The organism is Cohnella phaseoli (assembly GCF_003386235.1).
In the GTDB taxonomy this organism is placed as follows: Bacteria; Bacillota; Bacilli; order Paenibacillales; family Paenibacillaceae; genus Cohnella; species Cohnella phaseoli.
The window spans coordinates 140,889-154,314 of record NZ_QRDZ01000020.1 but is presented as its reverse complement, the minus strand read 5'-3'; the positions used below and the strand labels follow the sequence as shown (position 1 = coordinate 154,314).

6 protein-coding genes are annotated in these 13,426 nt (G+C 54.9%); all 6 read right to left on the bottom strand.

Going from position 1 to position 13,426, the window contains the following annotated elements:
- On the bottom strand, positions 1-2,739 hold the full coding sequence (locus DFP98_RS23290; protein ID WP_116063012.1) for an alpha-mannosidase: 2,739 nt from the start codon (positions 2,737-2,739) through the stop codon (positions 1-3).
- Complete coding sequence (locus DFP98_RS23285; RefSeq protein ID WP_116063011.1) at positions 2,732-4,489, bottom strand: GxGYxYP domain-containing protein; 1,758 nt, start codon at positions 4,487-4,489, stop codon at positions 2,732-2,734. The genes DFP98_RS23290 and DFP98_RS23285 overlap by 8 nt, the downstream gene beginning before the upstream one ends.
- Positions 4,490-4,595: 106 nt before the next feature.
- Entirely contained in the window at positions 4,596-8,993 is a 4,398-nt protein-coding gene (locus tag DFP98_RS23280) for an S-layer homology domain-containing protein (RefSeq protein ID WP_116063010.1), read from the bottom strand.
- A gap of 205 nt (positions 8,994-9,198) precedes the next feature.
- Positions 9,199-10,875: a helix-turn-helix domain-containing protein gene (locus tag DFP98_RS23275; protein ID WP_116063009.1), complete on the bottom strand. Its 1,677-nt coding sequence runs from the start codon at positions 10,873-10,875 to the stop codon at positions 9,199-9,201.
- Positions 10,876-10,877: 2 nt separating this feature from the next.
- Complete coding sequence (locus DFP98_RS23270; RefSeq protein WP_116063008.1) at positions 10,878-12,212, bottom strand: NtaA/DmoA family FMN-dependent monooxygenase; 1,335 nt, start codon at positions 12,210-12,212, stop codon at positions 10,878-10,880.
- Between the two features lie 22 nt (positions 12,213-12,234).
- Positions 12,235-13,260: an ABC transporter substrate-binding protein gene (locus tag DFP98_RS23265; RefSeq protein WP_116063007.1), complete on the bottom strand. Its 1,026-nt coding sequence runs from the start codon at positions 13,258-13,260 to the stop codon at positions 12,235-12,237.
- Positions 13,261-13,426 lie beyond the last annotated feature (166 nt).

Below are 13,426 nucleotides of genomic sequence, written 5' to 3'. Positions count from 1 at the left end.
TCAGTCACCTCTAACCGTTTCTACGGTAATGATCTGCTTCGGCTTAAAATGCAAAATCAAAGCTGTGTTATCCGATGAAGCAAACTGCGCCGGCCCCTTCCTATTCTCCTCCAGGTCCAGCATATAGGCTTCCTGGACCGGACGATCAAGCCGCAAGGTGACGGTATGCTCGGATTCCGTCGGGTTGAAGCAGCGAATAACCGTTCCGTCTCGAGCTTCCGTCTTCTTCATGGCGGACAGCACGATCGGATTGTCCGGCCGATCGAAGCTGGCAAAAGAATGTACGAGCGGCATCGTTCCTGTATGCCTGCGCATTTGAACCGCCCTGGCCGGCAGATGATGCTCGGCTGATTTCCTCCACGCTTCCCCTGTCTGCAGTTCGTCGCCGGCGAGCGGGATTAGCGCCAGACGATAGACCAGCTCTCCCTGACACTGCGCCTCCGGCGTAGCAAATTGCGGACCTGCCCCGCCGCTGATCGTGCGTACGTCCGGAGAACCGAGATAGCCTACGGAACGAACTAGCGTTACCGCTAGCTCTCCTTGGGGTGTCGCTTCATACTCGGGAAGCCCATAAGGCGCTATCGCAAACCCGTAGGCTCCGCAGGCGCTTGTTACTCCCGCCAAGCCCTGATTCGGCAGCGCGCCGACAGCATCCTCGATCCATTGATCGCTTGCGGGCTGAACAATCTTCGTCGACCGCCGGACGATATCGAAGGCGGAGGATGCCCAGCTTTGCTCCGATTGAATTCCTGTCGCCACCTTCACTCGCAAACGATGATCGTCCACCTGATTGTCGAAACGAGTCACCACGCCGACCCAGCGGTCATTTCGGCCAAGGCTAAGCTCCGTCGTCAACCGGCATTCGCGCTTGGCTGCCGAACGCCTACGACGATCGTTATCCAAGCCGACGGGCAACTGCCAGCTCTGCTCGATCCGAATCGTCCCCCGAGCCGGTCCGTCTTCCGCCACAGACAGGGAAGCCTGCAAGCCCAATGTAGTGAAGAGCTCATCGAACAGCGGCGGGGAGAACGTATAGCCGTCCCCGATATCGCCGCCATCCTCGTAAACGAGCAGGTTTTCATATTTTCGCCCCGTCGCCTTATCCCATAGCTGAACGCTGCCGTCCCGGTTCGCTTCCACACGCAGCCATTCATTCTCAAGCGCATGACCGTCTACCAGCGAGCGTTCATCCCTCGCCGCGTTGCGAACGGGCACGGCTGTGAAGGTTGAATAGCCCAGGGCAGGCAGCTCATAGGGGGCAAACCGCACCGTGGCCTTGCGAACATACGCCAAGCCAACGAGAATACCCTTCTCCTCGGGAGGCACAGCGGCATCCAGCAAGCCAAGATCTCTGACTTCGGCGTCAGGGTGGTTCCCAGCTATTAGCTCACGCTTCAAATCCACCCATTGCGAAGGCAGCAGACGGCCCTCGCTGTCGCGGATTTCAAAGAAGCGAATGTTCGCGTCGACATCCCGCAGCAGCAGCTCCACCGTAACCGCGTCCTTGCGACTATGCTCAAGCGGGTTAAACACATGGAAAACAATTGCCTCCTCCGGCAGAGCCGAAGTGTCGATCCGGGCGGCGATGGAGCGAAGGGATTCGTCCGTCAGCTGCTGCCCGATTTCCTGCGCCCATTCAAACCGGGTGATCATCTGCCGGTGCACTTCATCGCGGCTGCAGCCGCAGATGGAATCATGCGGATGATTTTGCAGCAAATACTTCCACGATTGGCCCAGCAGCTTATCCGGATAGGCTCCGCCCATACCGTGCCACATAGCGGAGAACGGCTCCGCCCATTTCTCCAGCTCATGCTGCACCTTTGCATTAAACTGCTTGAGCGGCATTCTGGAGGAAAGCACATTGGCCAGCAGGAAGTTGATCGCCCCATCCGTCGAACGGTTCGTATCTCTTAGCTCGCCAACCGCCGTATACAGCGAAGCTCCCTTTTTCTCCACATCAGCTCGCGTCTCCGCCAGAAACCGTTCCATCGTGCTGTGGATCAGCTTGAAGCCCGGAAACTTCGGCGCAAGCTGCCGAATAATTTCAGTCAGATTATCCTGCGGCTCCATATGGTCCACGCCCACCATCACCAGAACCGAAGCGGCTTGCGTAGGCGGGAGCAAGTGAACGTCGAGCAGCTCGCGCAGCTGTTGTTCCGCCTTGTCTAAATCGGCGTGAAGGCGAAAGACGCTGTTGTAGCCGATCGCATTCGGAAACCGGTAGGCAAACATCGTTGTCCCGTCCGCGCCCTGCCACCGCAGCTCAGTGTTCGACTTGGTCACAACGTCGCCAAGCCCCCGCCAGAACACGACCTCTTCCATGCCGAACCCGGCCAGAATTTGCGGCAGCTGCGAAATATGCCCGAACATATCCGGCAAATAACCGAACCGCTGACATCCTCCCATCTCCTCCGCAATCCGAATGCCCAATTGAAAATTCCGGATTAGCGCTTCGCCGCTGACAAGCGCCTCGTCCGGCTGCACGTACCAGGGCCCAACCTTGATTTTCCCTTCAGTAATGTAGCTTTTCAGCCGTTCCCGATCCTCCGGATGAACCTCCAAATAGTCGTCCAGCACGCTGCTCTGTCCGTCCAGATGAAAGCTGACATACTCGGGGTCCCGCTCCAAAATCGTCAGAAGCTTGCCGACCAGCCGAGTCAAACGAATTCGAAACTCCTGATAAGGCAAGTACCATTCCCGATCCCAATGCGTATGCGGAACAAGGTGTACATTAATCATGAGGTACCTCCGATAAATACTGTTTTTTCATCCTAAAAAAGGTGTAGGGGTCTAGCGGCTCAAGCTGCAGCTCAGGCCGCTCCTCCCGAATCATGGCTAACAAGTTCACGAGATGAGTCGGAGGAACGAGCACGGTACGGTAGACGATGAACTGCGGCTCCTCCGTAACGGTCAGGCTGTCGTAGATCACATCCGCAGCCTCTCGCAGCGTTCCGTAAGGCCCTATATTGTGAAAAAGCTGCTGGAATACCGTTCCCTCTACCGCGGCAGGCCCATCGTACTCCTGGGTAATCACCCCGTCCGGAGAAAAGCGGGCATACGCCTTCTGTACCTCTTCATTGATATACTGAAAGCCGTTAAGCAAGAAGCCGGTTACCGTCAGATCAAACCGCTCATAATACGTTTGGTTATGGGCCACCCATGCTTCCAATCCAGATGGCAAACCCGAATGGACTCTGGGCTCGATCAGATGAGTCGGGTTCAAGTAACCCGCTCCGGAATCGCCGGATACGAACACATCGTTGGCGGTCTTTGTTCGGTAGACGTATTCGAACGCTTGCGGCACGCGCTCGGATAAATTGGGATTGAAGCCCCACGCAAGCGGAAGCTGCCCTCTTCGCGGGTCGTCCCAGATCAGACGGATATGCGCATTAAGCCATGCCGCGGAATCGTAGTCTCCCATGAAGAATAGAACATAGACTTTGTTCTTCTCCGCCTTGTTCACGACCGCATCCGGCCTCGATTGGACGTATCGCTCCCCAAGTGGATGATGCCGGTGAACCGATGCGTTCGCCATCCCCGACAAGCCGTAGGCATCGGCGTCCATGATCGCATTGTAGCAGGACAGTATTTCCGCATACCGCCATTCCGTCTCTACGGCTTCATGTTTGCCCGGCCGGATGCTGGATTGCGTATATTTCACATACCAGGGCGTAAACCCGCCGACCGTAAAAATTCGCTCCCCTCCGCTGTTGTGATATTGGCTGAGCAGGATTGATTTCATCGTATGAAGATCGGCGCCTAACGGCTGCTCGGGATCGTCCCCGGGAAGCTCGTCGTCCCACGGGCTGAGATCGAAGAAAAAAGCTTTCCGAGCGATATAATAATCGTGATTCGTCACCATCGCATTGCTTAGATCCGGGTACCATTCCCCGTCGGGGAGCCAGCGCTGCGCGTCCAGATAGTAAGCAAGTAGATGGGGGTCGCACATTCCGGTATCCAGATAGTTCAGCTTGGCCCAGAGATAGGCGTCGCACTTGGCGCTTCCCGAGCTGGGAATATCGCTGCCCGGTATCGTACCGGTTCCCGTGAACCATCCGACAAGGCTGCGCTTCACGGGAAGTCGGCGATCCCCGGCAATAAATCGGCTATAGAACGAATCGGGAGCCGGATCGTACCGTACCGGAAGCAGCCGCTCCACGCCGCTTATGGTTGCAGCCACATTCGACGTGGCCGGAACCCCTTCATCCCACAGCACAACACCGTCCAACCAAGGCTCAAACACGGTCAGCAATTCGTCCCAATCCTGCAATTCCTGCCAGCTTTCACTCGCGAGAAATCCGTTCTTGTCCCGATATTGATTCAGCCAATAGCGATCCGTCTCTTCCATAAACGTGATATACAATCTGCAGCTGTCCCGATTTGCCAGCCCTTGCAGAGCGGATAAGGCTTTCAGCAAATCGTAACGCAGCTTGCTGTTATCAGGACCTGCATAGGAATACACATAGGCCGAAGCCTGAAAATGGTACATCCAAACCCTCCTCCTATACCGCTGAACGCATTGGAACGAGAGGCTGCCCGCAGCGCATCGTCGATGACTGGCGAGACAGCCTCCCGGCTAAGCTTCATCTTGGCGCTTACTTCTCCAGATAGCGGAGCAAATTATAGATCGCCTGCGCCCCCTCCGCTCGGGAGGTCATCTTGAGCGGCAGGAAGTTACCGGTCGGATTGCCTTTCAACAGTTCAAGCTCCGCAGCCATTCTGACCGCATCCCGAGCCCAGGAAGAGACGGACTCGTCATCCTTGAACATTGCCGGCAAATCCTTCGTCCCTGACGCATTCTTCAGTATTCGGATCATCATAACCGCCATCTGCTCGCGCGTAATGATGCCGCTCGGATTAAAGCTGTCCGCGGATTCTCCTTTCGTCCAGCCCGCTTGCCGCGCTGCGGCGATATAGCCCGTATACCACTTGTCGGCCGCAACATCCGCGAAACTTGATCCTGCCGCGGGCTTGAGTCCTGCCGCTCTGGCAAGCATAGCCGTGAATTCGGCGCGGGTGATCGGGCTGGCCGGATTAAATTGTGCGGCGTCGACTCCCGCTACGATCTGCCTTGCGCTCAAATCGCGAATCACGTCGTATACCCAATAACCGGACGGAACGTCCGCATAGCTTCTATCGTATTCGATTAATCCGTACAGGCCCGGCTCCGTTACCTCCGCTTCAACAACGCCGCCGGAACGCTTGCTCGGTACATAGATCAGCTTGCCGTCCTCGCCGATTTTATACAGATAGACGGGATGAACCGTATTCTCCGTCGGCAATCGAATCGCGATTTTCGTCGGTTTGGCCGCCGTCGCAGCGGCAACCTTAATCCCCTCGGATACCGCTCTCAGCTGTGCCGCTTCGGATTGCTCGGATTTTCGAAGCAGTTCTTCGACAAGCTCCTTATCCATCGGTTCATGGGCGGGATCTTGCTGTTCAACCTTTGGCGGTGTGCTTGGGCCTGAGGAGCTTCCGGAACCTGTGGAGCTTCCGGGACCTGTCGGACCGCCCGGATCGGTCGGGTTCGCCACCCCGACAAACTTCATATCCGCCCAATTCGCCTGATTGTCGCCATCCCCAACCCACATGATCTGCCCCCAATTGCCGGAGCCGTCTTGATCGGTGGCCAGCAAGCTCATGCCCACTTTGCGGTCCACTCCGGGGGCGAACGGCATCGTTTGCAAGGCAGACCACGGAATGGCAACTTCCATCGTATATCCGGAATCCGTAATGACGCCGGCAATGCGACCGTCCGTGAATTCGCGCTCGATCTGCCCTTCGTCCCGGCCTTCGCGAATAAACATATGCGGCTGTTCATCCGGCCCGCTCGGCGTCAGGAATAAGGCGTAGTCCCCGTTCTTGTAGACGCCCCCTTGCTTGTCATGCCCCAAGTCCAGGAATAGCATCGTGGCATCGGATAAGTACATTTGAGCGCCGGTCTCCGTAAAATGAAGCGAATCGTCCGTTCTCTCTTCCAGCAAGTACAGATGCTGATCGTCCCAACGAATCCGGTAACGAGACGTCAAATCCGCCGCATCCGTTTCCGCTCCCCATACGGTGCCGTAAGCAACCACATCGTCGGAAAGCGGACTCACGACAATTTCCGCTGCCTTTTCCCATTCCTCGGCTTTGGCTACGCCGTCTATCGTAATTGGAGCTCCGGCTTTAACGGCTTGATATTGCTTCGTTTCATCGATCGTTCCGGTATCTCCTTCGGCTTCCTTATAGAAACGGAAGTAAGTATAGGGATCAACCACTTCAAAATTCAGCTCCGGATGATTCGTTTGCACGTATTGAACGGCTGCAACGATGTCCGACGGCTTCGTCAGAATGACTCGGATGTTCAAAAATTGATTTCTTTTTAACGCTCTGACCAAGTCCTTGCCGAATTGCTCGGTATCCGATCGGAACAGGCCCATGTCCGTAACCGGAGCAAACGGCGTACCATTGACAATATCCTGATCGAACCCGGCGTTGTTCCCGACTCCGGCCGGTGAAATACGGCTATAGACTTCCTGCACTCTTAACGGCGTGCTCTGGGAATTGCCGCTGATGAGAAAACCGGTAATGTCCAAGTCGAACTTGTCGTACAATCCGACATTGTAGCTCTCCCACACGTCCAGGAAATCCGGAAGACCGTCGGGCCGATTTTCCGCCATAAGCATCATCGGGTTCAAGTAGCCCGCCCCGTTGTCTCCGGCTACGAAATAATCGTTTGGCCCCATCGTCTCATACAGATAGTTGTACATCTGCGGCACGCGCTCCGACGTATTCGGAACGAACGACCAGGCAAGCGGAAGCTCGCCTCGCTGCGGATCGTCCCACAAAATCGGCAGCGCGCTGGACGTCCAGGCGCCGGCATCGAAATCTCCCATGAAGAAGGTCACGTACTTCTTGCCTTCCTCCAGCGTTTTACCGTTATTTCCTTTATCATTGTTCTGTTCGTAAGCAGCCGCCAGCGGCACGTGCCTGAAGACCGAGGCGTTGGACAAGCCGGTTAAGCCGTAAGCGTCCGCATCCTTCTGCGCGTTATAACGAGATACGATATCCGCATACGTCCACTCCGCCTCTACCGGTGTAAGATTGGAGCCGAGCGGATCGGCAAAATTCGTATACTTCAAAAACCAGGGAACAAACCCGCCTACAGTGAAAATATTCTCGCCCGCTTTGGCGTTCTGCGCAGCCAGCAGCTCAATCAGCGTTCGATAGTCCGTGCCCAAGGGCTGACTCCTGTCATCGTTCGGTATACTGGTCTGATCCGGACTCAAGTCGAAAAAGAAGGCTTTCTTGGCGATATAATAATCCGCGTTCGGCAAGGAATTATTGAATAAATCCGGATAGGAGAACGTATCGCTGTTGACGGGAATTTCAACCGGTTCCGCCGACGACTCCCCTACCGTGATCGACTTGGTCACCTTCGGACCGAACCAGGCTTTGCCGTCACGAATCAATTGCGCCGCGAACGTATACACGCCGGCCTGCTGCGGCGCTTCGATCGTGAACCGGAAGGTATATTCCTCCTCCGTGTCAACTTCCCCGTTCATAAACACCCGGGCGTTGTTAGGGGCCAACGAATATCCGCCATTGGTTTCCCCCCACTGAAACCCGTTGTTCTCCAGCGTTGCAAGGCGAACATTTACAGGTTCACCGGCCAGTATTTCCGCCCATGTCTGGGTTCCCTTATTTCGCAGCGTAAGGGAAATATTCATCACGTCTCCCGGATTCATCGCATTCGGGAGATTCTCGGCAATCGCTTGAGCCGCCAGCGTCAGTCCGTCGGCTTCCGCAGGAGGCGTATCTTCAACGGTCGCCGGGATTCGATTCGGATCGTCCGGCGGATCGATTGCCGGAGGCGGGCCAACCGGAGGCGACGAAGGCGCCACGATATCGATCGTCCTCGTGATTCCCGTCCCGGCCATCCAAGCGACTCCGTCTCTGACGACATTCGCCGAGAAAACAACCTGGCCTTGTGCGTCAGGAGCTTTGAGCGCAAAGCGGAATTTCTTCGTCTCGCCCGGAGCGATCGTATCGGCAGCATTCAGAAACACCCTCTGATCGTTCACCGCCAACGAATGACCGCCATCCGGCATATTGGTCCATAGGATCGAATTACTAGACAGCGCCCCTAGACGATACAATTCGTCTAGCTTCCAGGTCGCCGTCCCCGTATTTTGAACGGTTAAGGAAACCGCTGCGGTCGCTCCGGCTTCTATCTGCTCCGGAATATAGGCGGAGATGACTTTGGCCCCGTACTGCGTTTCTCCTTCCACATCGTTCAGGCTCCAAGACGCTCCGTCAAGGGAATTCGTCATCAGCATCGGATTCGTCTTGCCCGTATCCAGGTACAGCGCCTTAGCCCATAAATAAGCGTCGTTCTTGGCGCTTCCCGTACTTGCGCGGCCAATATCCGGTATGACGCCCGTACCGGTAAATTTGCCTCTTAGGTCGACAACGACAGGGAGCCCCAGACCGGTAACCAGTTCCGTATAGGCGCTCCCGGGCGAAGGATCGTATCGGACAGGAAGCAAATTATCCACGCCTGCAAGGGTAGAAGCCACGTTGGCAGTCGCAGGCACTTCCTCGTCCCACACCGCTACTCCGTTGACCGACGAACGGAAGATCGCGAGCAAGTCGGAGAAGCTTTGGCTGTCGTCCTTCGCATAATCGTGCAAGTACTCGCCCGGTTGATTCAGCTTATCCAGCCAATACTTGTCGGTCTCCACATTCGCTTCCGTCGCCATGCTATTGCTCTCGTACTCATAATAGATTCGAGGCGCGTCGCGATTCGCAATACCTTGCAGCGCTGTCGCCAGCTTCTGATAATCGTAGGCAACCTTCTGGCTAATCATCCCTTTGCCGCGGATAAAAGCTTTCAAATCAAATACATAAAGCGTTTGCGATGGCGGAGCAGCCTCTGCCGAACCCGCCGCTGCCGCACTCCCCGCCAACAATGCGAATACCAATAAGAGTAGTCCCAGCCTTTGTCTCATTGTTTCCCCTCTCTCTTGAAAGCGCTATTATTCCAAGACTGCTCCTATTGTATTTCGAAGAGCTTCCAACATAAATCTACTTTCCTACACAAACTATTAAGTATTCTACGGCAACGTTTCCATCCATAAAAAAAGCGCAAGCCCGGGGCGCTTACCCTAAGCTTGCGATATTATTAACAATGCAAAATCCGATATTGAACAGCACTTATCCCTCAACAACCCGCCCTTGCCTAAGCACATAATCGACATTCCCCGCAAAAAATCCGCCTGCCCGCGGAACCGCTGACGTATCGCCAAGCAGTTGCTCCACCTGGTCAAGCTGCCATTCCAGGCTGCTGGCATTATTGGATACGCCTTTTTGTCGGATGACGTATACTTGTTTGTTTCTAACCGCGCTTAATTCGTTCCACTGTTTCGTCTGAATCAACCCCTTCAGCCAGCGCTTAAATTCCTTCTCCCTCCCCTCTACGACATACAGTCGATCCGCTTCTATCTCTGCAAGTCGATCGAACGGAACCTCTACCCGCCTATTATCGGCGTTCCGCTCCGTTGTGAGGTTCATAAGCGCAGAGGGGCGGAATCCGATTGCATCGTAAAACAGAGGAAAAAAACGCGACGCATGAACCCATACTTTCTGTTCATCCAGCCGAATAACCGCCGCCGTCTCATCGGGCTTTAACCGTTCCTTGCACCAGCTCTGCACCGCTTGTTTTTTGCGCGTATAGCGGTCGAACCATACCTGAGCCTCGTTCTGCTTGCCCAATACGCGGGCGATCTGCTTCAGCCGCTCGATCGGCAGCGTATCCCACGGAACGACGATGACCGGAGCCAGCGTTTCGAGATGGGTGAGCTGCTCGCGAGACATAAAGTCGGAGGCCACGATCAGATCCGGTTTCAGCTCCAGCAGATCGCTTGTCCTGTACTCCGCTTCGCCAATACTGACGATGCCGGTGGCGTCCTCCTGCAGCTGCTCCAGAGTGACGTCCAGCGTGCCGATCGGCCTCATGCCAAGCGCCAGCATCTCTCCCGTGTAATGCATCGTTACGATTTTCGAATCGATTTGACGTTTTCTCACATATTCCTTGGGCGAACAGCCTACCGTTTGTTTGAAACGTCGATTGAAATAGTGCACGTCTTTAATTCCGATTCTGCTGGAAATTCGGCTGAGCTGGTCATCCGTTTGGAGCAGCAATTCCTTGGAGCGGTTAATGCGAAAATCGTTCAAATAGTCCATCGGCGTCTTCCCCGTAATCCGCTTGAACAAGCGCGTATACTGACGGACGCTGATATTGACTTGATCCGCCAACTGAGTGACGGTGTAGTCGGAGGCATAGTTCGTTTGAAGATACGCGATCGACCGGCTTACCGCCTCCAGCGAAGTCCCTTCGTCGTTCGTCGAACGGTACTGATCCAGCATGCGATACAGCATCTGCTGAAATAACAGCTGCGACTTGAATTGCTCCAGCGGCGTCGTTCCGTTTAAGCTGCGATACAGCTCTGCAAGCTCGTCCGCCAGCCGGGCGAAAGGCTTGATGCGAAACGAACGTTTGCCGTACTCTTCCCAAGGAAGCGTCATGCGATTATCTGCGCCGCTTGGCTTAACAAACCGATACGAGAGCCTATAGCCTTCGCAGCCGTCCGCGTCAGCAGTCAGTAGTAACGGGTCCAAGGGAGACAGCATCATGCTGTCTCCCTTGGACAATTGCCTATTTCCTTCAGCGGATGCCGCCCAAACTTTGCCTTTCGTAATCGACAGCATCCAATAGCCGGCGCCGCTTCCATAGTCCTGCACAGCTTCGGGCGCCAAGCTCAGCCGCTCCATGTAGTCCAGGCAAAATAACAGCGGCTCATCTATCCGCCTACTCCCGAACAATTCTGTCATTGCTAATCCGCCTTTGCATAACGATTTCGCGGACGCGACAGCCCCAGATTGCCCCGCAGCGTCGTGTGCTCGTACGCCTTGCGAAACAGCCCCCGATTTTGCAGCTCCGGAATGACGAGATCGACCAAATCGTCCAGTCCGCTTGGAAGGATGTTGGGGATATACGTAAAGCCGTCCGCTCCTTCATTTACTAGCCATTCCTCCAACCGATCGGCAATTTGCACCGGCGTACCGATCAGCGTCAAATGTCCGCCGATCTCCTCCAAATGCCGATGAAGCTGTCGAACGGTCGTCCAGCCCTGGCGATCGGCCAGCTCTTTGTTTCGTTTATATTTTGCCGTAACCAAGCCCTCATGCGCAACCGGCAGCGGGCCATCCAGCATCTGCTCCGTAATCTCGATTCCCAGCATAAAGGAAATTCGATCAAGTCGAGTATCGAAGCGCTCCAGCTCCGTTAAATATTGTTGCTTCTCCCGCGCTTCTTCCATGGTTGTCCCAACATGCAAATGCAATCCCGGCATAATCAGCAGCTCTTCGGAGGTTCTCCCGTATTTGGACAACCTTTGCTTGACATCCTTATAGAACTGCCGCGCTTGCGTTAAATCGTTCAGCATCGTAAAGATCACATCGGCGTTCTGCGCGGCGCGTTCCTTAAAGCTGTCGGATTGACCGGCCTGAATCAGCACCGGATAGCCTTGGGTCGGTCGAGCGACATTCAGCGGTCCCTTCACGGAAAACCATTTGCTTTCATGTCCGACAATATGGATCTTGCCGGGATCGGCGAAAATGCCCGCTTCCTTATCGGCGATAATCGCATCGTCTTCCCAACTGTCCCATAGCTCTTTAACGACGTCGACGAATGCGGCCGAATGTGTATCCCGTTCCTCTTGCTTGGGGCGATGATCGTTTTTGAAATTCGGCGCTTCCAGCTCCCCGATGGATTGAACGATGTTCCAGGAGGCGCGGCCGCCGCTCAGATGATCGAGCGTCGCCATCATGCGGGCCACATGATAAGGCTCGTTGTAAGTCGTGGATATCGTAGCCGCCAAGCCGATTCGCTTCGTAAAAGCGGCCATCGCAGTCAGCAGCGTAACCGGCTCCGGCCATACATTGACGTTGTGCTGAAACTCTCGATCGGTCGTGGCCGACACGCGATACTGATCCGGCTGGAACAAATAATCCAACTTGCCGTCCTCCGCCTTGCGAGCAAGCTCAGCGTAGTACGAAATGGGCTCCTTCGCGTACGCTTCCGCCCCGGGGTGTCTCCATCCGCCGCTGGCCGCTCTCGGCGCGATCAGCGTCGTCGCCAATTTCAGTTGTTTGCGCTTAGCGGTCATCTCTCGGCCCCTTCCCTTTCGCTTATTTAGACTTGGTCAACAGCGCGTACACTTCGTCTAATGCCCAGTCCAGCGTGGTCACATCCTTTATCGCGATCCGGTGGCTGATCTCGTACATCTGCCCCTTCTTCACAGCAGAGAGGTTCTTCCAGACGGACTCTTTCTGCATATCCTCGAAAACCTGCTTGGATTCGTCGTCATTGATAAAGACAAACAGATGGTCCGCCTCAAACTCAGGAAGAATTTCCAGCGAGAGACTTTCATTTTTGAAATCCGGCTTGCTCTCCAACTCAAGCTGTTTGTCTGTCACTTTAAGCCCATAGGCGTCAAAAACGGTAGGGAACGTATCGCTCTTGTACATGTAGACGTTTTTCAGCGCGAATTGGATGACTAGCGCGGTTTGCTCCTGCAGCTGTAACGCTTCCGTTTTTTTACGGGCTTCTTCTACGCGCACTTTATAGTCGTTAATCCACCGCTCCGCCTGGTCCTTTTTATTCATAATGTCGGCCACAGCTCGCAGCGATTCATAGGGGTCTCCGAAGAATTCCGTTGTCACCGTCGGAGCAATTTTGCTGAACTTCTCCAGCTCCTCCGGCGTAGCCAATTCGTACATGATAATGAGATCGGGCTCCAGAGACAGCACCTTCTCATAGTCCCCCGCGACTCCCTCTCCGACAATCTCAATGTTCGCCTGATCCTCTGCGGAATAGAACCGAAGCAGATTGGCCGTGGAGCCGACCGGCTTATCCCCCAGCGCCAATATCTCGCCGACTGTCCATAGGGCGACGACCCTCTTCGGCTGAACCGGAATTTCAACCTCGCGTCCCAGCGCATCTTTATATATTCTTGTAGCCGAAGAAGTGTTAGACTCCTCCGCTTGGTCGGCGGACGGCGTGCTTGCTGCTTCGCTGGCGGGCGACGCACTTGCCTCTTCGCTGGCGCTTGGAGCAGCGCTCTCTTTTTCGTTGGCGGCTCCGCAAGCAGACAAGACGAGGACGACAATTAGAACGAGCAAAGAAATGAAAAGTGGTTTTCTTGAACGGTTCATGCTGACTCTCCTTCATAGATAACGATTATCATTATCAATTATAGTGAGAGAGAAATCCATAAACAATAGAGAATAGCGTCACATTAATAGGGGATAAAAGCGACATCGCCACCGACTCTCTATGCTGAGGAACGCTCTAACGTTGCCCATTCGGCTTGCAGCTTCG